The organism is Micrococcaceae bacterium Sec5.1 (assembly GCA_039636795.1).
Taxonomy (GTDB): Bacteria; Actinomycetota; Actinomycetes; order Actinomycetales; family Micrococcaceae; genus Arthrobacter.
This window is the reverse complement of sequence record CP143430.1, coordinates 3,741,620-3,763,970: the sequence shown is the minus strand read 5'-3', so window position 1 is coordinate 3,763,970 and position 22,351 is coordinate 3,741,620. Positions and strand designations below refer to the sequence as shown.

The 22,351-nt window shown below is 59.2% G+C and carries 17 protein-coding genes; 14 read left to right on the top strand and 3 right to left on the bottom strand.

The features are described from left to right. Positions 1 to 109: 109 nt before the first annotated feature. The 7 genes from glf (at position 110) to VUN82_17110 (ending at position 8,533) form a co-directional block, all read left to right on the top strand. Positions 110 to 1,294, top strand: coding sequence for a UDP-galactopyranose mutase (glf, locus tag VUN82_17140; protein XAS70805.1), 1,185 nt, complete (start codon positions 110 to 112; stop codon positions 1,292 to 1,294). Further along, complete coding sequence (locus VUN82_17135) at positions 1,291 to 3,303, top strand: glycosyltransferase (protein XAS70804.1); 2,013 nt, start codon at positions 1,291 to 1,293, stop codon at positions 3,301 to 3,303. Before glf ends, VUN82_17135 begins: the two co-directional genes overlap by 4 nt. 2 nt (positions 3,304 to 3,305) lie before the next feature. Then, entirely contained in the window at positions 3,306 to 4,163 is an 858-nt protein-coding gene (locus tag VUN82_17130; GenBank protein ID XAS70803.1) for an ABC transporter permease, read from the top strand. Beyond that, on the top strand, positions 4,164 to 4,895 hold the full coding sequence (locus tag VUN82_17125; protein ID XAS70802.1) for an ABC transporter ATP-binding protein: 732 nt from the start codon (positions 4,164 to 4,166) through the stop codon (positions 4,893 to 4,895). It abuts the gene before it with no gap. A gap of 74 nt (positions 4,896 to 4,969) precedes the next feature. Beyond that, positions 4,970 to 7,084 carry a DUF6541 family protein gene (locus tag VUN82_17120; GenBank protein ID XAS70801.1) on the top strand — a complete coding sequence of 705 codons (2,115 nt, stop codon included), beginning with the start codon at positions 4,970 to 4,972 and terminating at the stop codon, positions 7,082 to 7,084. A 3-nt stretch (positions 7,085 to 7,087) separates the two neighbouring features. Further along, on the top strand, positions 7,088 to 7,573 hold the full coding sequence (locus VUN82_17115; protein XAS70800.1) for a GtrA family protein: 486 nt from the start codon (positions 7,088 to 7,090) through the stop codon (positions 7,571 to 7,573). 3 nt (positions 7,574 to 7,576) lie between these two features. Further along, the gene (locus VUN82_17110) at positions 7,577 to 8,533 is read left to right on the top strand and encodes a glycosyltransferase family 2 protein (GenBank protein XAS70799.1); all 957 of its coding nucleotides are present in this window, start codon (positions 7,577 to 7,579) and stop codon (positions 8,531 to 8,533) included. Between the two features lie 87 nt (positions 8,534 to 8,620). Here VUN82_17110 and VUN82_17105 read toward each other — a convergent pair whose 3' ends face one another. Beyond that, the gene (locus tag VUN82_17105; protein XAS70798.1) at positions 8,621 to 12,067 is read right to left on the bottom strand and encodes a chitobiase/beta-hexosaminidase C-terminal domain-containing protein; all 3,447 of its coding nucleotides are present in this window, start codon (positions 12,065 to 12,067) and stop codon (positions 8,621 to 8,623) included. A gap of 216 nt (positions 12,068 to 12,283) precedes the next feature. On the opposite strand from VUN82_17105, the gene VUN82_17100 reads away from it, so the two are divergent. Further along, positions 12,284 to 13,102 (top strand): hypothetical protein, encoded by an 819-nt coding sequence (locus VUN82_17100; GenBank protein XAS70797.1) that lies wholly within the window; start codon positions 12,284 to 12,286, stop codon positions 13,100 to 13,102. A gap of 86 nt (positions 13,103 to 13,188) precedes the next feature. After that, positions 13,189 to 13,725 carry a hypothetical protein gene (locus VUN82_17095; protein ID XAS70796.1) on the top strand — a complete coding sequence of 179 codons (537 nt, stop codon included), beginning with the start codon at positions 13,189 to 13,191 and terminating at the stop codon, positions 13,723 to 13,725. A gap of 85 nt (positions 13,726 to 13,810) precedes the next feature. On the opposite strand, the gene VUN82_17090 is transcribed toward VUN82_17095, so the two are convergent. Next, positions 13,811 to 15,157, bottom strand: a complete 1,347-nt coding sequence (locus VUN82_17090; GenBank protein ID XAS70795.1) for a neutral/alkaline non-lysosomal ceramidase N-terminal domain-containing protein — start codon at positions 15,155 to 15,157, stop codon at positions 13,811 to 13,813. A 247-nt stretch (positions 15,158 to 15,404) separates the two neighbouring features. Then, positions 15,405 to 18,125: a GH25 family lysozyme gene (locus VUN82_17085; protein XAS70794.1), complete on the bottom strand. Its 2,721-nt coding sequence runs from the start codon at positions 18,123 to 18,125 to the stop codon at positions 15,405 to 15,407. Positions 18,126 to 18,413: 288 nt separating this feature from the next. Between VUN82_17085 and VUN82_17080 the strand changes: the two genes are divergently transcribed. From VUN82_17080 to VUN82_17060, 5 genes are all read left to right on the top strand, one after another. Further along, positions 18,414 to 19,637 carry an ATPase, T2SS/T4P/T4SS family gene (locus tag VUN82_17080; protein ID XAS70793.1) on the top strand — a complete coding sequence of 408 codons (1,224 nt, stop codon included), beginning with the start codon at positions 18,414 to 18,416 and terminating at the stop codon, positions 19,635 to 19,637. Continuing rightward, positions 19,637 to 20,494, top strand: coding sequence for a type II secretion system F family protein (locus VUN82_17075; protein ID XAS70792.1), 858 nt, complete (start codon positions 19,637 to 19,639; stop codon positions 20,492 to 20,494). Before VUN82_17080 ends, VUN82_17075 begins: the two co-directional genes overlap by 1 nt. After that, a complete protein-coding gene (locus VUN82_17070; GenBank protein ID XAS70791.1) occupies positions 20,491 to 21,432 on the top strand; it encodes a type II secretion system F family protein in 942 nt (313 codons plus the stop codon). Before VUN82_17075 ends, VUN82_17070 begins: the two co-directional genes overlap by 4 nt. A 123-nt stretch (positions 21,433 to 21,555) precedes the next feature. After that, on the top strand, positions 21,556 to 21,759 hold the full coding sequence (locus tag VUN82_17065) for a hypothetical protein (protein XAS70790.1): 204 nt from the start codon (positions 21,556 to 21,558) through the stop codon (positions 21,757 to 21,759). Positions 21,760 to 21,912: 153 nt separating this feature from the next. Then, positions 21,913 to 22,245, top strand: coding sequence for a TadE/TadG family type IV pilus assembly protein (locus tag VUN82_17060; protein XAS70789.1), 333 nt, complete (start codon positions 21,913 to 21,915; stop codon positions 22,243 to 22,245). Positions 22,246 to 22,351 lie beyond the last annotated feature (106 nt).

The window sequence follows — 22,351 nt, the reverse complement described above, 5'->3', positions numbered from 1 at the left end:
CCCCTGCTTGGCCAAGGGCCCGGATACGGGGAACGCACGCCATGTCGGGTAGCCTTGACCAGTAGACGTGGGCACTTCTGTGCCCGCACGCCAATACACAGGAGAGTTTGTGAACGCTGATCTCGTCGTCGTCGGCTCGGGTTTCTTTGGCCTGACCATTGCAGAACGCGCCGCTACCGAGTTGGGGCTAAAGGTCGCGGTTCTTGATCGCCGCCACCATATTGGAGGAAACGCCTACAGCGAGAATGAAGAGAAGACGGGCATCGAGGTGCACCGCTACGGAGCGCATCTCTTCCATACTTCGAATGAACGTGTCTGGGAGTACGTGAACAGGTTCACCAAGTTCACGAGCTACCAGCACAAGGTTTACACCAGCCACAAGGGCGAGGTGTACCCCATGCCGATCAACCTCGGCACCATCAACCAGTTCTTCCGTGCAGCAATGAGCCCCACCGAAGCTCGTCAGCTGATTGCCGAGCAAGCGGGCGAGCTTGCCGGCACTGATCCCCAGAACCTGAATGACAAGGGAATCCAGCTGATCGGACGGCCCCTGTACGAGGCATTCATCAAGCACTACACGGGCAAGCAGTGGCAGACGGATCCGAAGGACCTTCCCGCGGAGATCATCTCCAGGCTCCCCGTACGCTACAACTATGACAACCGTTACTTCAATGACGCACATGAAGGCCTCCCGGTTGACGGTTATACGGCCTGGATCGAACGCATGGCGGACAACCCCAACATTGAAGTTGTCCTGAACACGGATTTCTTTGACGATGGCGAATTCGGCCGTTCATCCGTTCTTGGGCAGGTTCCAGTCATCTACACAGGCCCGGTTGACCGCTACTTCGACTACGCCGAGGGTGATCTCTCCTGGCGCACGATCGACCTCGAAGAAGAAGTGCTGCCGATTGAGGATTTCCAGGGGTGCTCGGTGATGAACTACCCGGACCCGGAGACTGCTTTCACTCGCATCCACGAGTTCCGCCACTTCCACCCTGAGCGCGATTACACGAAGGACGCGACGGTCATCATGCGCGAATTCTCGCGTTTTGCGGAGAAGGGCGACGAGCCTTACTACCCCGTCAACACATCAGAAGACCGCAGCAAACTGCTCGCGTACCGTGATCTTGCACGTGGCGAGAAGTCTGTACTGTTTGGCGGGCGTCTTGGAACGTACAAGTACTTGGACATGCACATGGCCATCGGCTCGGCCCTGTCCATGTTCGACAACAAGATCAAGCCGCACTTTACGGGCGGCGCCAAGCTGGAAAGTGGTGGAGTGGACGCATGACCGCCACGACAAATGAAAGCCAGGAGACTGCCATGACGGCCACAACAGCCGCAGACAGCCCGGCCTCGACTCAGCAGAACCTTCGAATAGTCCAGCGTGTGGTTTTCCCGGCCAACCGCGACCTCGATACCCTGCCGCTCTATGTCGATCCGGACACCAACAAGGTCCGCAAGCAGGATGACAACGGCTCAGCAATTGTGCAGGCAGTGGGCATGGCCCGCAAACTCCACCCGGAGGACATCCTGGACCGTGGGTCGGTACAGGTGCGCCGCGGCGAGCGTCTTTCCTTTGGGTCCTACTTCAATGCCTTCCCGGCCAGTTACTGGCGCAAATGGACCATTGCCACAAAGACGGTTCTCCACATCGAGACCGAGGGCGAAGGAACGGTCATCGTTTACCGGTCGAATGCGCGCGGCGCGTCGCAGCGGGTCGACTCGATCCTCGTTGAGGGAACTGCGTCGAACGACTTCGAACTTACGCTCGCTCCCTTTGGCGATGGCGGTTGGTACTGGTTCGACCTCATTGCCGGCGGCGATGGAATGACGCTTAAGAGCGCCCACTGGGCTGTTCCTGATGAAGGCAGGCCCCAGGGGAAAGTCACGCTGGGTGTTACAACGTTCAACCGTGCCGACTACTGCCTTGAAACCATCAAGTCAATCGATGCCGACTCCGGTCTCCGTGAAATCCTTGCGGAACTGATCATCGTGGACCAAGGCAACAAGAAGGTGGCCGACGAAGACGGGTTCGACGCCGTCGCCTCATCCATGGGCGAGCAGTTGCGCATTATCAACCAGGGCAACCTTGGTGGTTCGGGTGGGTTTGCCCGCAACATGTACGAGATGCTCGTCTCTGACAAGAGCGACTACGTCATGCTGCTCGACGACGACATTGAACTTGAAACCGAAGGTGTACTCAGGGCGGTCGCATTTGCCGACCTCTGCCGTAAGCCCACCATCGTCGGTGGACACATGTTCGATATGTACAACAAGTCCGTATTGCACGCCTACGCGGAAGTGGTGAATTTTTACCGCTTCCTCTGGGGACCCGTCGAGGGCCTGGGAAATCACGACTTCTCCGCGGAGGGCCTTCGCTCAACGCCTTTGCTGCACCGCCGCTGGGATGCTGACTACAACGGTTGGTGGATGTGCCTCATCCCCAAGACCGTCGTGGAAAACATTGGACTCTCCCTTCCCGTTTTCATCAAGTGGGATGACGCGGAATACTCCCTGCGCGCCCGTGCCGCAGGCTTCCCGACGGTTACGCTGCCGGGTGCAGCGGTTTGGCACGTCTCCTGGGCTGATAAAGATGACTCAGTGGACTGGCAGGCCTACTACCACGAACGCAACAGGCTCATCGCGACCCTTCTGCATTCGCCGTTCCCCAAGGGTGGCCGCATTTTCCGCGAAAGCCTGAACACGGACATCAAGCATTTGGTGTCGATGCAGTATTACCCGGAGCAAGCCCGCGTCATGGCTCTTCGGGATGTCTTGGAGGGCCCGGGCAAGCTCCATGAGCAGCTGCCCACCACAATGCCCAAACTTCGCGCCATGCGCGAGGAATTTGTCGACTCACAAGTCAAGACCGATCCCGGTGCCTTCCCTGAGTCCTTCCGCAAACGTCCGCCGAAGAAGCCGCAGTCCTACAAGCAGCCGGGTGCCCTTGGCCTGCTGCCTTGGGCGGTTAAGACCGTCCTCAAGCAGGTCCTTGCTCCGGTTCGCGATTCTGCCAAGACCAACCCTGAGGCCCATGTTGCACATCAGGACGGCAAATGGTGGAGCTTGGCGCATCTGGACAGTGCAGTTGTCTCCAATGCCGACGGCACAGGTGCCTCGTGGTACCAGCGCGATCCCAAGCTGGCACGACGGCTTTTGGTTGAAACGACCCAGCTGCACGCACAGCTTTTCTCGAATTGGGAGACGCTTCGGGCCCAGTACCGTGCAGCACTGCCGCAGATCACGTCGATGGAGTCCTGGCGCGAGACATTCGATGCTTCGGAGCCCAAAAAGTAGCGATGGCCAACTCCACTGATATTTATGCTGTTCCCGGGGTAGGTGCCGGTCTGCTGGATGTTTTCCGGCGCCGATACCTCCTTAAGCTGATCGTCCGCAAGGAACTCAGGGTCCGCTACCGGGGTTCTGTGCTTGGTCTGGCTTGGTCATATGTGAAGCCCTTGGTCCAGTACTTGGTTCTGTTCTTTGCACTGGGCATCGTCCTTCGCGTGGGGGATCAGATTCCCAACTACGCCCTGTACATGTTCTCCGGCGTCATCGTCGTCAACTTCTTCACTGAAGCGTTTTCCAACGCTACGCGCTCCATAGTCTGGAATGCGGCCCTGGTGAAGAAGATCTACCTGCCTCGGGAACTTTTTCCCGTGGCGTCGGTCTGGGTCGCTGCCGTGCATTTCCTTCCCCAACTGGTGGTCTTGCTGGCTGCTGCCCTTTTCAACGGGTGGCGACCTGATGTAATGCAGCTGGTTGGTGCAGCGCTGGGCTTCGTCATTGTGGCTGTAACCGCCACGGGCCTGGGCCTCCTGGCAGGTGCCGTCAACGTATTTTTCCGCGATGCAGAGAACATCGTTGACATGTTGATGATGATCGTCACCTGGACTTCACCCGTCCTCTATGACTGGACCATGATCCGTCGTCTTGCACCGGACTGGGTCTTGACGATCTACCAGCTCAACCCCGTGACCGTGGCTGTGGAATTGTTCCACTGGGCGTTCTGGTACCCCACGGTCACTAAGCCGGTCGAACTGCCCCCTCACCTGATGTTGACGGGGTTGGCTGGACTGGGGATGGCCGCAGTTTTCCTTATCATCGGCCAGCTGGTGTTCCGCCGGCTCGAAGGCCATTTTGCGCAGGAGGTCTGAGTGGGCGCCGCCGTCATAGTCAAGGGCTTGAAAAAGACCTTTAATCTGCGTCACTCGCACTCCCTTAAAGAGACGCTTGTGTGGCTCGTCAAGGGACGCAAGGGTGATCTCACCAAGAAATTTGATGCCCTGCACGACGTCAGCTTCGAGATACAGGATGGGGAGACTGTGGCCCTTCTGGGCTTCAACGGCTCCGGTAAATCCACGTTGCTCAAGTTGATCTCCGGTGTCATCCTTCCCGATCAGGGCACTGTGCGGACCAAAGGCAGGGTCGCGGGCCTGATTGAGGTTGGGGCCGGGTTTCACCCGGATTTGTCCGGCCGTGAGAACGTCTTCCTTAACGCCGCGATCCTTGGAATGTCAGAGCAGGAGATCAACGAGAAATTCGACGAGATCGTCGCCTTCTCGGAAATCGAGCAGTTTATCGACACGGAAGTGAAGTTCTATTCTTCCGGAATGTTCCTGCGCCTTGCTTTTGCGGTGGCAGTTCATACGCAGCCGGATATCTTCCTTGTGGACGAGATCCTGGCTGTTGGAGATGAACCTTTCCAGAGGAAGTGCCTGGCAAAGATCAAGCAGCTGTCCGACGAAGGCAGGACCCTCGTGGTTGTCAGCCATGACCTGGACATGATTTCGCGGATCTGCGACAGGGGAGTCGTCTTATCCTCCGGCACTGTCCAATTCGAAGGTCCGGCTGATCAGGCTGTCGCCTGGCTGCGGGAACGCAACTAAGTCCGGCATCCAATAGCAAGAGTCGTCTGTCAAGGGATGGCTAGTGGAAGCATCTAGGAAAGGCGATCGTAGGAATGGGTATCGGCCCACTGCTGTTGTGTGTACTCCTGATCATTGTGTTGTGGTGGGGTCCAGGCTGGCTTCTCGGAGAAGCGCTGGGAGTGCGCCGAACCCTCCTGCCCGTCGTGGCACCATTGTTGGGCATGGGTGCCCTGACGGTCATCGGTGTGATGGGCAATTCCTTGGGCTTGAGCTGGCAGCTGCTTCCGGTGTCCGCCGTTCTGCTGGTGTTGGCTGGTGTCCTGTTGGCTCTGCGCCTCGTGTTGAGGCGCAGATTCCCCGACAAGTTCCAGACACCCCTGCGAACACAGCCAAGCATTTTCGGTAAGCACCGATTTGCGGGCTCCTGGTGGATCCTGCTTGTGGGCCTTGTTGCGGGCGGAGCCGCCGCCGCCGTGGCATGGTTTGTCGGCACTGAGGGCCTCCTGGGCATAAACCAGGACTGGGACATTCCTTGGCACGCCAACATGATCCGGCTTATCTCCGTGAATCATGAATGGGATCCCGCCATTGCGGGCAACTTCGCCTACTACGACACCACAATTTCTGATGCTCCCATCAGGAGCTACCCGATTGCGTTCCACGCAGTGCTCTCGCTGTTCTGGCCGATGAGTGGTGTCAGCATCCCGGTCTTCCTGAATGTTTTCGTCTTGGTGATGATGGCCGTTCAGTTGCCCCTCAGCGCCATGGCCTTGACCATGATCCTCACGCGCCGCCCTGTTGCCGTGGCCGCCGCGGCTGCAGTGTCGGGATGGTTCACGGTCTACCCCTACGATTTACTGTGGCGTGGCCCGCTGATTCCGTTTTTCGCTGGCATGCTCTTGGTGGGTCCATTCGTCTTCCTGGCAGTCAAAGGTGCCTTGGAGCGGCAAAAGTTCTGGGTCCTGGGCATTGCCTTCGGCGCAGTGGGCCTTATTGCCGTCCACCCCTCGCTGGCGTTCGTAGTGCTGCCGGTCCTCGTCTTCTGGCTGCTCTCCGCATTGATACGACGCAAGGGCCGGATCCTGGGCATTACCGTTTACCTGGCGGTGTCAGGGGTTCTCGCGGCGATCATCGGCCTGCCGATCATTACCCAGATGCTTAAGGAATCTGAGCGCGTCTCCAAGATGATGTGGGCTCCGGATACTGATCGAAACGGTGCCATTCAGAACATTGTTTTCCTGAACCATGGCTCCATGGCAATGCCGATCCTGACAACGCTTGTCGCACTTGGCTGCCTTGCTGTTGTCTTCAGGATCCGCATGTGGTGGTACTTCGGCCCGGTCCTGGCTTTTGCGTTTCTTTCGGTTTACACCATGGGCAGCGACAGCCCCCGTTTCCTGAACCTGACAGCCCCCTTTTACGACGATCAATGGCGTATTTTCGGCATCCTTGTCATGCTTCTCGTGCCGCTTGCCGGCTTGGGTGTTGCCCAGGCCGGCGAGGCAATCGAGTGGGCCGTCCGGTGGCTCCGCAATCGTCGGGCAGCATCCCATGAATCCCAAGGCACAAAGGGACGCAGGCCCAACCACGTCATCACAGCGGCGGCTGCTGTCGCAGTTTTGCTGGTGTGTGGCGTTGGGGCGATCCCGTATTTCAAGCAAAACGCCGAGCGCATCAACATCAATACGAAGGTGGATGGCCTCACCCTGAGCTCATCCGAAGTGGATCTGCTGAGCAAAATCGACCAGTACGTCCCTCAGGACGCCACAGTGCTGAATGATTCCTGCGATGGTTCCGTATGGATGTATGCACTCGGGAACCGAATGCCGATGATTCGGCACTTCGAAATACTTCCTACGAACCGCCAGCTGCTTGTCCTGCAAAAGCTCCCTGAGTTGGCGACGGATCCCGACGCGCGGGCTGCCGCTTCGGAGCTTGGTATCGAATGGGTGTACATAGCCGACGGTCGGATCCGGGCCTGGGATGAGCCCAAGGCGGGCTTGACCCATCCTGATTCCATCCCTTACTTGAAGCTTGTTGTGCGTGACGGAAACGCTGCCCTCTACCGGATCGATTGGTCTCAGTTACCAGGTGGCAAGCAAGCCTTCGACGCCGCTGCCAAGGACCGTGTGCAGCTTGACGGAGTCCCGGGCATCCTCGAGAACCGGAACCCCGATGGCATCGCCCCGCTTGGAAGGATTTGTTAACCAATGAAGGCATTCATTAAAAAGTTCCTCTCGTCCAGTTTGTTCAGATTCCTCGTGGTGGGCGGTCTGAGCTTCATTGTGGACCTCGGTCTGCTGGCGCTCTGCTTCCAAGTGTTTGGTTGGCCCCTTTGGTTGGCCACGGGCGCAGGATTCTGGGGAAGTTTCTTCTTCAACTATTTCCTGCAGCGCCACTTTGCCTTCGGGGGTGGCGGAACGGCATTGGGTGGAGTGCTGCGGTACTCCGGACTCCTGGCCTTCAACACCGTGGCGGTCATGGGAATCGTCGAGCTTTTCCAGTTCCTGGGGGCCGGATATGTTGCCGGTAAAGTGGTTGCGACGATCGTGACCATGGGCTGGAACTACTTCATTTACAAGCACTGGATCTTCCCGCAAAAGAAGCAGCCGCAGAGCGCCAGCGGACAGACAGATGGCGCCTCGGGCACTGAAGCGCCAGCACAGAAATTCACACCTAACAGCAGCGAAGGATAATCGATGTATCGAGGCGTTCGAATTGCCGCGGTAGTACCGGCCTATAAAGAAGAGAACCACATCGCACAGGTGATCGAAACGATGCCTGATTTCGTCGATGACATTGTCATTGTTGATGACTGCAGCCCTGACGACACCTCCGGGGCTGCCCTTCGGGCGGATGACGGCAGGGTCACGTTGATCCGGCACGAGGTCAATCAAGGTGTGGGTGGCGCAGTTCTGACGGCACATAAAGCAGCAATGGAGTTGGGCTCCGACATCAATGTTGTGATGGCCGGCGACGCCCAGATGGATCCGGAGTACCTGCCCCAGCTGCTCGACCCCGTGGTGGATGGTTACGGCTTTGCAAAGGCCAACCGCTTCTTTTCAGGTGAGTCTTTTGCCGGCATGCCTGGATACCGTATCTTCGGAAACATCGTTCTGTCGTTCATGACAAAGCTGGCGTCGGGTTACTGGCACATCTTCGACCCCCAGAATGGCTACACGGCGATCCGGACGGAAGTTCTTCGCCGCCTGCCAATGAATAAGGTGGCTGCGCGCTACAGCTTTGAGAACGACCTCCTGATTCACCTGAATATCCTCGATGTACCGATTGTGGATGTCCCCATTCCTGCTGTTTACGGCAACGAGGTTTCCAGCATCAAGCTCCGGAAGGTGATCCCCGAGCTGCTGGCCATGCTCTTTGGTGGCTTCTGGCGCCGTGTGTGGTGGAAGTACATGGTGTGGTCCTTCTCAGCGGTGGCTCTTCTGTTGATCGCAGGGATCGCCCTTATTGTCATGGGTCTCGTGGCTGGGATCTGGGTTCTCGCCGCAAGCGTGGGATCTCCTACCGCGGGATCGGTGATGTTGGCTGTTGTGCCCTTTGTGCTGGGAGTTCAGATGCTGTTGGTATCCCTCCAACTGGACATACAGGCAAGCCCAAACAGGCCCACGATGCATCCCATGAAGGAACGTACGTAGGGAATTCCTGGAACAAGAAGGGGAGGGTCAGGACGCTTGGCGTCCTGGCCCTCCCTTCTCTTTCCTGCCGGGGTCACGTCTTTGCTGCTAGGGGAGCGACGTGAACCCTCCCCAGCCCCACCCGACCTGGCTCCGGGAGAGCCATCCTGATGTTCCGTTGCCGGGGTACAGGAAGAGGTTGCCACCGGAGTCGCGGGCAAGCACATCGTTCTTGCCGTCTCCGTTGAAGTCGCCAGGGCCCAGGATTGCAGTCATCCCGCTCCAGCCGCTTCCAACTTGGACCCTGCTCAGCCAACCGCCGGTCCCGTTGCCTGGATATAGCCACAGGATGCCCGACGTGTCCCTGGCCAGGACATCAGTCTTGCTGTCGCCATTGAAATCGCCGGTACTCAGTATCGCCGTCATGGAGTTCCACCCGGTGCCAATCTGGGCGCTTGATACAAAGCCGCCAGTGCCGTTTCCGCGATAGAGCCACAGGACACCGGCCGAATCCCGGGCCAACACGTCTGCCTTGCCATCGCCGCTGAAGTCCCCTGGCGCGAGGATGAGCGTCATGCCCGACCACGCTGTGCCTGCCTGCACCCGGGGCTGAAGCCCGCCGGCTCCATTCCCGGGATAGAGCCAGAGGACACCATTAGTATCACGCGCCAGGACGTCACTTCGTCCATCACCATTGAAGTCCTTGGTGGGGACGATGGCGTTCAGCGAGTTCCAACCTGTGCCCAACGAACGTTGCGTCAGCCAACCGCCGGTGCCGTTGCCCGGATAGAGCCATAGCGTGCCGCCATTGTCGCGTGCCACGACGTCGTTCTTTGCATCACCGGTGTAGTCCTTCCACGTATTGGCCGGTGGCGCTGTCACAGTGTAGGCCTGGCTGATGATCGCCGAACTGTTGTTGGACGGATCCACCGCGAAGTACTTCAAGGTCATCGCGGCCGTCAGCGTGATTGCTGTGGAGTACTTATTGGCGGCTGTGGCAGTCGGAGTGGTTCCGTTGGTGGTGAAGTAAATGCTCGATCCCGCTTCATTCACCGTGAGCGTGATCTGCTGGTTCACAGGGTAGCTTCCCGCAGGTGGAGTCACGGTAACCACTGGTGGGGTTGTGTCCAAGACCGTGTAAGCACGGGCAGTGACTGCGGAAGCATTTCCATATGCGTCCACAGCAAGAGCCATTACGGTGGTGTTTGCCGTCAGCGCGAATGGGCTCGAGTATGCTTTCGTGCTTCCTGCGACTGCAGTAGCGGGCGTGGTGCCATCCGTTGTGTAGAAGATGCTTCCAGGTTCGCTGGAAGTCATGGTGACAAGTTGCCCTGAAGCATAGGCTCCGGCAGCGGGTACAACGGTCAGAACCGGGGCAGTGGTGTCAAGGACGTACGTCTGGGTGGCTACCGTTGAAGAGTTGCCCGCGGTGTCGCGTGCAAAGTACTTCAATGTCATCGACGACGTCAGCGCTATCGGTCCAGAGTAGACAGGACTGGATGTGGTGGGCGTGGAACCATCGGTGGTCACGTAGATAGTGGCTGCTTCATTCACCGTGAGGCTGATGGTTTTGTTTGCCCCGTACGTTCCTCCAGCCGGATCGACAGAGACCACAGGGGGCGTGGTGTCGGCAGCGAAGACAGTGACATTCCTGGTTGCAGTGGAGGTGTTCCCCGCGTTGTCCGTGGCTTCCACCGTGAAGGCGACAGGACCATTGGGTACGTTGCTGTACGACTTTGGCGACGTACATGCGGTGAAGGCGTTTGTGCCCAGCTTGCACCTGAAACCGGCAACGTCCGTGGACGTTGAGGCAAAGACGAACGACGGCGAGATCCCGACTGTTGCGCCTTCTGCAGGTGAACTGATGGACACCTGAGGTGCGGTCAAGTCCGCGGTCACAGTCACCGATGCAAGGGTACTGACGTTGCCCGCCATGTCTGTCGCCCGGACCCCCAGGATGTGCTGTCCTGCGGTAGCGAGGTTGAAGACATAGCCGTTGCTGCAGGCAGTGAAAACTGTGGTGGAATCGACCGAGCAGGACAGGACGGAGTCCGCCTCCGAGGTCACGCCCAGGACAGGCGAGCGGTTGACGGTCGCTCCAGCGGCCGGTGAGGTTATCACCGGAGCGGTGGGTGCCGTCAGATCAACGGTGAACGCCCTGGATACAGGAAGCCCTGATGGTGCCGCGCGTACAGAGAATGTGTAGGCGCCGTTGGTCAAGGCGGTTGCCGGTGTATACGTGCCACTCGTGCATACCTGCCATACAGGTGTTGCGGTGCTCAATTGGAGGCTGCATTCAAGAGTGCCCCCGGGAGGCGTTGAGGCTACGGTGAAAGTGGGAGTGGAATCGTCGGTGAAAGCCGGATTGGCCGCTTGGGTTCCGTTAGCCGCCGTCGGACCGCTGACGATGGAAGGTACTACGCCGCCCAAAGTGAGCAGCCTGCCCTGCTGGGCCGGTTTGGCGGGATCCAGCTGACCTGGATCTTCCATGACCATCAGCTTGCCATCGCGCATGTTCAGTCCACCGATCTTGCTGAAACCGAGCGCCCATTGGTTGTTTACGGTGTCGGTGCTCAAGTCGATGCGCGAGACGGTGTCCTTGCCGGCGTCGGCAGTAGTTGTTCCGCCACCTGTTCCTGTGTACAGGACCAAGGGCGACTGCCAGTCGTAGTAGATGGCCGTCGGCTTGCCGACGTTATAGAGGGGCGAGGGGACGAAATTGGTCAAGACTCCGTCCTCTGGTGCCGTGAACACGGTCAGTCCCGAAGTTTCCGCGACATAGACCACTACATTGCCGGCACTGTTGCGGTGCGTGGCAGCAAGGCTCAAGGAGCTTGAATTAACCGAAGCGATTGATTCGATGCTCGGATAGAGGGCAGTCGGATCTACGATCTTCACAATCGAGCGGGCATTTGCGAACGACAAATAGATATTGCCATCGGGGCCGTCACTGACCGCGTTCGGACGAAGGTCGCCGTCGAAGATGGTCAACTGACCGTCGTAGTCGAAGACTCCGGCGGTGGGCTTCCAGATGGCACGGACTACCTCGGAACTTCCGACGGCGGCATCCGGAATGAACGCGATTTCGTCGCCCGAGCCGTGATTGGCAGGCGACGGATCAATCATGGCAGGAGTTCCCGCTAACGCAGGGCCCTTTTTATGGCCAGCCAGGGTGCCCCCAAGACAGGTGCCTGTTTCGAGCCCGCCCGGCGTGGCGCCCACAGCTTCGGTCACTCGGCAGAATCCGGCACGCGCGTCCGAGACCCAGATCCTTCCGGCTGGGTCCACCACCGAACCGGCGGCCTTCGTGAGACCCACGGCGACGGTTTGGCGGGCCTGGTCGGCGTTGGCAGCCCCCGCTGTGAACACACCTGTGAGCGCTGCTGTTGCCAGGCTGGCCGAGGCGATCAGTGCGGTGATTTTATGGCGATGCGGTCCTCGGACCATCCCGCTGATGGCGGAGGGATGGGAGTTTCCATGAGATGTTCTTGAGCGACCGGCGAAGGCAAGACACGCCAAACCAAGCTGAAGAACACTGCGATTGCGCGTGTCCACCGAGGGATCCCCACTTCATTCGGATGCTCCCCAGCTCCGCATGCATTGGTTATTCGCCCCACGCCGTCTCCGGCTGCGTCTACGTACATCTTCCCCCAATTTTCACTTTTGTCACTAGGTAATTTTCGTTGCGGAACATTTTCTTGCATCACTTTCGCCCTTCCCGACGTCTTGACCGGGCAAACGCAGCCCCGCACGATTGAGGTGGAGGTCACAATGCGCAGACTGTTTCCGATGGTGGTGCCGCTGATTATGCTGCTGGCCGCCTGCACTCCATCGCCCCAACCGACTCCGGGATTGAGTACCTCGTCAACAGCCGCGTCGACACCAACCAGCACCGCGACTACCGGCGCCACAGAGGAACCCAGCCACTCGCCGTCGACAGTTCCGAGTAATGGCACCACAGGTGATGGGGAGCCACTGGGCGACGGTGACGAACCTGGCCGCTACGCCTATCGATGCACAAGCCTTGACGCCTCCCCGGAAGTCCAGTTGTCGAGCCTTGCCGAGGTCTGGGCCGCCACCAACTACACGCGGATGGACTCCTGCGAAGTTACCTACACCGGACCGCAACCGTTCGAGCCCACACCACGGGAAGCAGAAGCAATCTCGACGGCGGCACCACAAGGATCAAGCGATGATGGAGGCCTGGCAATGTTGTTGGACGTCCTCCGTCTCTGCACGCGGGTAAGCGATGAAAGCGGACCAGGCGGATTCGAGGAAGCCGGACACGGGCCGTTGCTTGCTGCAGCCTCACTTTGCCCGGATGCTCCACAGGGCAAAATCATCGCAGCGTGGGCCGAGGGCACGAGGATGGCTGATGGCAGCCATCTGGTGGGCGATGCGGTGCAACCCGGCAAATACCAACTGGTCAAGCAAGGCGCTTCTGCGGCAGATTGCAGGTGGACCATAGCCGGCACAGGGGGTGCCATTACCGCGGAGGGAGGACTGCCGGAGGCCGGCGCAGGCGTCGATCTTGCTGGCGGCCAAAACTTTACTAGTGACAAATGCGGAATTTGGGGGAAGATGTACTAAGACGCAGCCGGAAACGGCTTGGGGCGAATAACCAATGCATGCGGAGCTGGGGAGCATCCGAATGAAGTGGGGATCCCTCGGTGGACATGCGCAGGCGCAGTGTTCTTCAGCTCGGTGTGGCAGCTTTTGCCTTGGCCGGTTGTTCAGGAACCAATGTAGATACTTCCCAACCAGCCGCACTTGATATGGCGCCTGTGGTCGCGAACGATGACAAAATCCCACGGGAACGTCCGGAACCTTTGATCCGGTATCAATTCACGTGCACAGGTGCTGATGGCAGCCTGATAGGCAAGTTCTCGAGCCTGGAAGAGGTCTGGGCATCCACGCGCTACATGCACGTCACGGACTGCCAAGTGCAGTATGTCGGAAGCGGACCCCACATGCTCACTCCCGAGGAGACGGCTGCCGTGAATGCCGCCCTCGCGGCAGGTGCCGCTCCCGGCGACGCCTCCGCTCTGTGCCTACGCATCATTAAGGCCTGCACCCGGACGGACCCAAGGACGCTCGCAGCCTCGCTCGCCGCTTATGGGGTTCCGGTTGTGAAGGGCGCCCTGACACTTGCCCCGCTCGCGCCGCAGGCGGCCGTGCTCACCAAGTGGCTGAAGACGGCAGTTTCCGGATAGCTGCATCGGCGTGTAGCGCGCAATCAAGGAGAAATTGAAAGGCGCGGACCACTTTGGGTCCGCGCCTTTACGTGGGCATTTCTGTTCAGGCAAGCAATGAATTCATCGCATTGATGAGTGTTGTTTCCACGCCATTCGTACCCGCCTTGAAATGGGCCAGATGTCCGTAGACGGTCATTGAGCCACCAGCAATTCCCGGGAAGTCCGGCTCCCAACCACCCTCGTAGCTGCCAAGTGGCATGTTCGGCGGAAAAAATTCATTGCTCGGTATGTAGCAGCAGGACTCATTGGCGTATCCGCCGACGATTATGCCGTTGGTTCCGCCATTGCGACTTCTGAAATACGCCCCGTATCCACTGACGAGTTCGCCGCCGATCATGGCGATCTTAAGCTGGGGGCTTCCGTTGAATTTCCACACTTGGAAGGGGGACGGCACCGCGGTTTTGTAGCTATTGCTGTCAATACGGCCGATCATGACCTGGGCGTGACGCTGGTACCACTGCGGCTGGCCGTTGGGGTTTGGCAAACGGGCAACATACGCGGCACGTACAGCGGCGAGATTACCCGCGGTAGGGGTGATGTCCAATGGAAGCTGGACCTCCTGATAGCGCGTCACCATCGGGCCGCTGAGCGCCCTGCCGGCAGACTGCATGTTTGAATTGACGGTTGCCCCAAGGGCGTCCCCATGCTGGTCCCTGAGTTCCCAGCTGCGGACCCCTCCAGGGTCCTGGTCCCCGGCGGGTCCCTGCACAAACATGGCGAAACAATTCGGATTGCGGTTCTCGATGTAATTGCAGGCGCCTGCCGCGAAATCTCCGTCAAACAGCGTGCGCAAACCAGCGCTGATGGGGTGGCAGCCGTAGCTGAAGATCACAGCTGCCGGTGTGCCGTTGCCCCGTCTGGCTACGAGTATGGGGACGGCGGTTTCTGTGTACGGCAGGCCAACCCTGTTCGCGGAAAAGTTCTGTGTTGAAACTTTGTAGTCGAAAGTCACGGCCTCCTCGTTCGCGTCCAGGGCTTCCTGGGCAAGGTCAACGATTGTGTCTTCCAGGTCGTCACTGTACGAGCGGAGCAACCCGAGGTCTGCCAGTCCGTACGCCATGTAGGGATGCAATGTGTCGATCAGTGCTGGACCGTTGTGCGTATGTGTCGCCTGGATCAGGATGTCGCTGCTGGACCAATCCGCGAGTTGAATGATCCTGTCGCGGATCCGTTGGTGCATAGCCCGAGGCACTGCCAGAACGTCCAGCGAGATGATGATGTGGGGATGTGCGTCTTCCCAGATGAGGATTGCCCGAGCATAGAGGGGCTCGAACGGCGAACTGCTGGTGGCCTCGCGTCCGCCATCGGTGGTGCCATATCCGGCCATATACGGATTGGTGCTCAGCGACGGCGTAATGTCAGCGCTTGCAGTTCCAACTCTAAACGCCATATAAGATCACTCCTTGATTGTGCGCAATGGGTGATCTTCGCTTGCCCCCAAACAAAGTCCGTATCCCGAATGCGCTGAACAGCCAATACGTGAGACCACCTTCATTAGACCATGTGATCCAGCAATTTAGGGCGCTCCTGGGCGATATTTATCGCCCGCACGGGCGTGTCAGTCAGCTGGAATGAACCGAGGGCCCCTTCATGGAAGTTTTCCACGAAAGGGCCCTCGAAACCGGACTGCGTGCGTGCTATTTTGCCGCGGGTGCCAGAATGGTCAGGGAATTCCAGCCTGTACCGATGCGGGTTGTTGTTCCCCACGACCTGTTCGAACCCACAGGGTAGTACCGCAGCTCGCCAGCGGTGGTCCGGGCGATGACACCGCTGGAGCCGGCTCCGGCAAATCCGCGGACCGCACCGAAACTCGTAACGACGTTCCACCCTGTTCCGACCACCGCTGCAGGTTCCTGCATGAAGTTGCCGGTGCCGTTGGAACGGTACAGTTTCAGATCGCCAGCTGGGTTTTTGGCCAGGAGATCGGCATTTGAGTCTTTGTCAAAGTCCATTTGCGCTATGTCCAAACCGCTCCAACCGACTCCAATGGAGATACCGGTGGACACGGTCTTCCCGGTGGGGTTGCTGAAGTAGTACAGGCGACCCGTGGAGTCGTATCCTACGAGACCGGGGTGTGCATCGGCCTTTTTCCATGTCCCAACGCTTAGCGTCCAGTCCTTCCAATTGCTGCCGAGGGCGATGGGGGTCCCAAAACCGCTGCCAGTCCTGCCCGGGTAGACGTTTAGCCGGCCGTCGGACCATTGCGCCACGATGTCCAAGGCGCCGTCCCCGTTCCAATCCGTGACGAACCCGGCCTTCAGGCCGGCCCACCCTGTTCCCATGAGATCCTCCGGCAGGAGCGCCGTGGTACCCGTACCGGGATAGCGGTAGAGGTTGGCATCGGCACGGACCGCGACCACATCCTCCTGGTCGATGCCGAGTGTTGTCTCAACATCCAGGGGAGCGTCGCTGATCCGGATCGCGTCATCCCAGCCAAGTCCGATGAGGCTGCGGTTGCCCCACGCACCCGAGACCGCCGGGTAATAGTAGAGGTCGCCGTTGGCGGTGCGGGCATGGAGTCCCTGGGACCCGGCCCCGCTGAAGCCGATCGCTGAACTTACCGACGTCATGCCATTCCATCCGGAACCAATTACTTGGGCGGCTTCGTTGAGGAAGCTGCCCAAGCCGTTCGAACGATAAAGGCGAAGGGTGCCATCGGAGGTGCGCGTGAGGATGTCCTGGCTACCGTCGCCATCGAAGTCGATCTGGTTCAACTGGTGGCCGCTGAAGCCGGTCCCGATCAGCACCCCATTTCCCAGCGTTCCACCTCCCGTGTTCGGGTACCGGTACAAATTGCCCAGGTAGTCCTGTCCTATTACGCCCGGATAGCCGTCTTTGGAGTTCCACCACCCGACCGTCAGGGACATTTCCTGCCAGCCGGAACCGACTTGGAGGGGAGCATAAAAGCCCCCGCCGGGAGCGCCGCGGAAGACTCTCAGTGTCCCGTCGGACCACTGCGAAAGAATGTCCTGGACGCCGTCCTGGTTCCAATCAACGACGTACAGCGATTTTGCACCGGTCCACCCCGAACCGATGGCCACAGGACCAGTGATCCGGCCACTGCCGTCGGCTGGAAATGCATCGAGCCGGCCCGTCGAGCTTGTGGCCAGGAGGTCGGCGCCGGACTTGATGGACGGGTTGGAAGGGGCTGAGGCACCACGGGCGAACGTCCGCAGCTGATCGTAGCTGCCGTTGAAGATGTTGGAATCACCTTCAAACGGCCCGGTGCTGCTGTACTGCCACATGGTGTAGTCGCCCCAACTGGCCGGTAAAGATCCAGGAGAATTCGTGGGGTTGTTCCAGTACGACGCGATCCACAGCGGGTAGCTCCCGAACGTGGAGTTGCCTACGCACGTATTCCACCAATCCGTGGTGCTGTAAATGACCGGAAAGCGCCCCGTCAGGGCTTTGACCGTGTTGCCGAAATCGGCAGCCCACTGCCCAAGTTGCGCCTTTGACATGTTGTAGCACGTGTTGCCGAAATAGAAGCCATTGATGGTGCGTCCAGCGTAGGGGTTGTATTCGATGTCCAGGACAGGAGGAAGCGTGTAACCGTCTGCAGTCCATCCGCCGCCGTTCGCTACGAAGTATCTCGCCTGGTCCGCACCCGAAGACCAGTTTGGAATGGCGAAGTGATAGGCGCCACGAACCATACCGACGTTCCGCGAGCCGTCATATTGCTGTGCATAGTTTTCGTTCAGGTAATAGTTGCCCTCGGAGGCCTTGACGTAAGCCCAGCGGGATCCTTCGTTCCATTGGTCCTGCCAGTCGACGTTGCCCTGGTGCGCGCTGACGTCCTGTCCATGGATACCGATGGTTGGCCTCCAGTGACCCGGGTCAGCGTCCATCGGCACCACCTGCCCCACTGTGCGTGAGCCAGCAGGCCCTGAATTTCCGTTGCCTTGCTTTGCCGCGGTGACCCTGGGTGAGCGCTGACCCATTTCTGCCCCGCCCGCTGGAATCGCGGCTCGCATTGCTGCCTTCATGCTCTCGGCGTCCGGAGCATTGCCGGGCATTGCCTTGGCGGTTGGCAGCCCAGCTGGATCGTCCATAGAGGGGCCGTTGGCCGGCTGCGGAGCAACAGCAGGTGAAGGCTCGACGGCGGTTGGCACCTGCTGCTGGTTCGTCACCGGCGGTGCGCTTTCCGCGGGGAGGGCCCCGGAGTCTGTCGATGGCAGAAGTGGAGTCGTCGCTGGCGACTTCTGTTCGGCGATCGGGGCTGGCGCTGGCCGAGGGCCGGAGTCCTCCGCCCATGCAGGAATGCCGGGAAAAGTCCCGGCAAGGAGGACCAGACAAAGGGCGATTCCAGTCCTTGCAAGCGGCATGCGACGGACCGTCTTTACGGGGGTTCTTGTCATATCCAATTCCGGCCCTGTGCCGCGGCTCAGCGGCGCATGGTGTGGCTTGCTGACAAGCTCCGGGGCGGGCGCCTGCGCATGGGACCAAAGGCCAGCTCCTAACGGGCTTTACCCTAACATTCGGAAACTGGAGTGACTAGTGGTACAGACGATGCCAAAGGGACTCTTGTTCCAATAGTTATCCACAATCCCTCATGCGGGACTTGGCCCTAAACTTCGGCTCCCCTAGCGTAGGTGACTCGAGATACGCCTCTCGGATACGGACAAAGAGCATTTTTGGGGGGAAATATGGAGGCCGTTGGGATTGTGGAGGGTGAGGTCCGCGAACTTATCAGACGCCGGGGTTTGGACCCTCTTGAACAGACCGCGGAAGTCCGGCGCTTGATTGAGGACGCGGTCAACGACTATGACGAAAGGGCTCTCCTTGGGCCCCTTCCGCCATTGGGACATTTGGAAACCGCCCGGCGCCACGTATTTGACACCGTAGCGGGATTCGGGCCGCTGCAGCCATTCCTGGATGATCCTGGAATTGAGGAAATTTGGATCAACGCGCCGCACGAAATTTATGTCGCGCGTAATGGGGAGTCCGAGCTAACCGGAATTACCCTGAGCGAGCAACAAATCCGCGACCTCGTCGAGCGGATGCTCAAGAGCTCGGGGCGGCGGCTGGACTTGTCGTCACCGTTCGTGGACGCGGCCCTTCCGGACGGGTCACGCTTGCACGTTGCTATTCCAGACGTGACCAGGAAGCACTGGGCTGTCAACATCAGAAAGTTCATCGCCAGGGCTAACCGGCTTGAGCATCTCGTGGAGTTGGGAAGCCTCACACCCCAATCTGCCAGGTTCCTTGGTGCAGCCGTTGCAAGCGGACTCAACATCCTCGTTTCCGGTGCCACCCAGGCAGGGAAGACCACTATGTTGAACTGCCTTGCAGCAAGCATTGGCTCACGTGAGCGCGTAATAACCGTTGAAGAGATCTTTGAATTGCAACTCCCTCTGCGTGACGTCGTGGGTCTCCAATGCAGGCAACCGAACCTGGAAGGTCATGGAGAAATTCCGTTGCGAAGGCTCGTTAAGGAAGCCCTGCGCATGAGACCTGACCGCCTGGTGGTCGGCGAAGTCCGCGAAGCCGAAAGCCTGGACATGCTGATCGCGTTGAATTCCGGGCTTCCTGGCATGTGCACGGTCCATGCAAATTCGGCCCATGACGCCGTCACCAAGATTTGCACCCTGCCTTTGCTGGCGGGGGCGAATATTTCCAGTGCATTCGTCTTGCCCACAGTTGCCTCGTGCATTGACTTAGTGGTGCATTGTGCCCGGCAGGCCAATGGGCGGAGGCTGGTAACCGAAATCCTGTCCTTGGGACGCCGCGTGGAAAACGGGGTCATCGAATCCTCGGTGGTGTTCCGCATGCTTGAGGGGCAGTTGCAGCCCAAAGCCAACTCCATACCGGCGGTCGAAAAGTTTGCCGTGGCTGGTTTTGATGTCGCCGCGCTGCTGGAGCTGAACTGATGGCCCCGCTATTGGGGATCCTTTGTGGCAGTGGAGCATTACTTGTTTGGTGGTCCACCTGGGACCATCCACCGGACCTCCGGGTCAGGGAACCCCGGCCACGGCCCCTGGAACTTCTCTTGCTCACGGCAGGCATAGAAAGGGTCACCAGTGCGGGCCTCCTTCTCAGTTGCGCTGGATGTGGAGTCGTTGCGATGCTCCTGTTCTTCGTTGTGACCGCGTCATTGCCCGTCTGCCTTTGCTTCGGAGTCTTCGGCGCTTGGATCCCTTTCGGCCTCGTGCGTCGGCGGGCGCGGAAACGGCGTGCCACTCTGCGCCAACTGTGGCCGGATGTTGTTGACCATCTGAGATCCGCCATTCGCGCCGGCCTGGCTTTGCCAGAGGCATTGATCCAACTTGGGCATAACGGGCCGGACGAACTGCGGAGCCTCTTCCTTGATTTTGGTGCCGATTACAGATCGGGCGGTCAGTTCGATGCGGCTGTCAACAAACTGAAGGACCGCTTGGCAGATCCCGTGGCCGACAGGATCATCGAGGCACTCCGCATGACCCGGGAAGTGGGTGGCTCCGACCTCGGGCGCATGTTGGGCACGTTGGCCGGGTTTCTTCGGGAAAGCGCCCGGACGCGCAGCGAACTCGAGGCCAGGCAATCCTGGACCGTAAACGGTGCACGGCTGGCTGTCGCGGCACCCTGGATAGTCCTGGTGGTCATGGCCGGTAGGCCTGAAGCCATGCTTGCCTACAACTCCGGAATTGGTGCCGCGGTGCTCCTCGGCGGACTTGTTGTCTCCGTTTTGTGTTACGCAGTCATGCTGCGGATTGGGGCATTACCCGAGGATGAGCGGGTCCTCCGATGAGCACCTCGACGGCGACCGCCACGCTCCTTGGTTTATTCCTGGGCGGAGGGACATGGTTGATCCTGGTGCGGCTTCCATTCATGCGTGGCCGGACCTTCGCGGAGCGGATTGACCCACAGCTTAAGTCGCAGAATCTCGAGTCGCGCCTCCTCCGGGCGCCTACGCATAATCTCACACCCTTTGGACCACTGGAACGCATTCTCCGCCCCGTTATGCAGGACGGAATTCTCTACTTGTCCCGTTTTAACAGTGGCGGCCCAGCCTTGCGCAAGAGACTCGCTCGAGCCGGCTCCGCGAAAAGCGTGGTGGATTTCCGCGCCGAGCAACTCGTGTGGGCCGCAGGCGGCTTCCTGCTTGCTGTGATCGGCGTGGGGCTGGGTGCCGCCTCCGGACGATTCAGCCCGCTTCCATCACTGGTGGCGGTCATCGGGGGTGCCTTTTGTGGTTACGTGCTCCGCGATTTCCTGCTTGGCCAAAAGACTAAGCGCCGGGAATCGGTGATTCTTGCGGAGTTTCCCAGCCTTGCCGAACTTATGGCGCTTGCCGTCGCCGCCGGAGAGAGCGCCGTGGGTGCGATGGACCGAATCTCACGTACCTCCAATGGCGAGCTCGCCAAGGAATTCAGCGCCGTCCTGGCGGACACGAGATCAGGAAAGTCGCTGATCCAGGCACTCCAAGCTTTCTCTACCCGAACGCAACTGCCGCCCCTGGTCCGATTCGTCGACGGATTAGTGGTGGCTGTGGAGCGGGGCACTCCATTGGCCGATGTACTTCGCGCACAAGCTGCCGACGTCCGCGACGCTGCGAAGCGGGAACTGATGGAATCAGCCGGTCGAAAAGAAATCGGCATGATGGTGCCCCTTGTATTCGGCGTCCTTCCGCTAACGGTCATTTTCGCAGCGTTTCCGGCGCTCGCCGCTTTGCAGTTGAGCCTTTGACAGGACCGAGCCGGGATCTTTGACCAATTACCTTTATCCGGCGGTCGCACATTACCAGCACAAACACACACATTGGGGAAAATAATGAAGAAGAAGTATGGACACTCGTTTTCTGCAAATACAATGACTTTGCCGTTTTTCTCATGGGCCTTCGCTGTGATCGCGCGAAATGTGGCATCACCCTTGGAACACCGTGAGCGCGGTGACGTCCCGGGATGGGTGATGATCACCCTAATGTCCGCCATATTGGTCGCAGGGCTCCTCGCGATTGCATCGCCAGCACTGGCGGACCTCTTCACGCAGGCTATGGCCAAGGTGGGTAGTTAGGAAATGGGGCAGGTGTGGTCCCGCAGCCAAAAGCGCCCATTCTGCCTGCCCTGTGGATTTGAAAGTCCAAGTGCACTTAAAATTCGCTGCACAGATAAAAATCCGTGTGCAGTTAATAGTGGGGAACGAGGTTCCGCGGTTATCGATTTCGTGATGATTGGTGCCCTCCTGACGTTGCTGTTCATGTCAATCGTCCAGCTCACGCTTGTCCTTCATGTCCGAAACACACTTGTTGATGCCGCCGCGTCCGGAGCGCGATATGGAACCCTTGCCGATCGAACGGTTATGGATGCGGAGGCCAGGACGTCCGAGCTGATCGAAACGGCGCTCAATGGAGATTTCGCGGCAGATGTGACCACCGCTGAAAGGACTCTGGATGGAATTCGGGCGTTGGAAGTGACCGTGAGGGCGCCTATGCCAGTTGTGGGGCTTATCGGCCCCGGTGGACTCATGGAGGTTACCGGACATGCTGCCCTTCCAAAGTAATGTCCTGGCCCCGGTGCCGTGCCCAGGTTCGATAATGAATCGCCTTGGGCATTGGCTGAACAGGGCTTGGCAATTGGCGTTCGGCCCATATCAAGACACATCCAGT

Bases quoted from the DNA above. Each gene is read 5' to 3' on its own strand.
- VUN82_17135 (XAS70804.1), top strand. From the start codon at position 1,291: ATGACCGCCACGACAAATGAAAGCCAGGAGACTGCCATGACGGCCACA.
- VUN82_17130 (XAS70803.1), top strand. From the start codon at position 3,306: ATGGCCAACTCCACTGATATTTATGCTGTTCCCGGGGTAGGTGCCGGT.
- VUN82_17120 (XAS70801.1), top strand. From the start codon at position 4,970: ATGGGTATCGGCCCACTGCTGTTGTGTGTACTCCTGATCATTGTGTTG.
- VUN82_17115 (XAS70800.1), top strand. From the start codon at position 7,088: ATGAAGGCATTCATTAAAAAGTTCCTCTCGTCCAGTTTGTTCAGATTC.
- VUN82_17110 (XAS70799.1), top strand. From the start codon at position 7,577: ATGTATCGAGGCGTTCGAATTGCCGCGGTAGTACCGGCCTATAAAGAA.
- VUN82_17100 (XAS70797.1), top strand. From the start codon at position 12,284: ATGCGCAGACTGTTTCCGATGGTGGTGCCGCTGATTATGCTGCTGGCC.
- VUN82_17095 (XAS70796.1), top strand. From the start codon at position 13,189: ATGCGCAGGCGCAGTGTTCTTCAGCTCGGTGTGGCAGCTTTTGCCTTG.
- VUN82_17090 (XAS70795.1), bottom strand. From the start codon at position 15,157: ATGGCGTTTAGAGTTGGAACTGCAAGCGCTGACATTACGCCGTCGCTG.
- VUN82_17085 (XAS70794.1), bottom strand. From the start codon at position 18,125: ATGACAAGAACCCCCGTAAAGACGGTCCGTCGCATGCCGCTTGCAAGG.
- VUN82_17080 (XAS70793.1), top strand. From the start codon at position 18,414: ATGGAGGCCGTTGGGATTGTGGAGGGTGAGGTCCGCGAACTTATCAGA.
- VUN82_17075 (XAS70792.1), top strand. From the start codon at position 19,637: ATGGCCCCGCTATTGGGGATCCTTTGTGGCAGTGGAGCATTACTTGTT.
- VUN82_17070 (XAS70791.1), top strand. From the start codon at position 20,491: ATGAGCACCTCGACGGCGACCGCCACGCTCCTTGGTTTATTCCTGGGC.
- VUN82_17065 (XAS70790.1), top strand. From the start codon at position 21,556: ATGACTTTGCCGTTTTTCTCATGGGCCTTCGCTGTGATCGCGCGAAAT.
- VUN82_17060 (XAS70789.1), top strand. From the start codon at position 21,913: ATGATTGGTGCCCTCCTGACGTTGCTGTTCATGTCAATCGTCCAGCTC.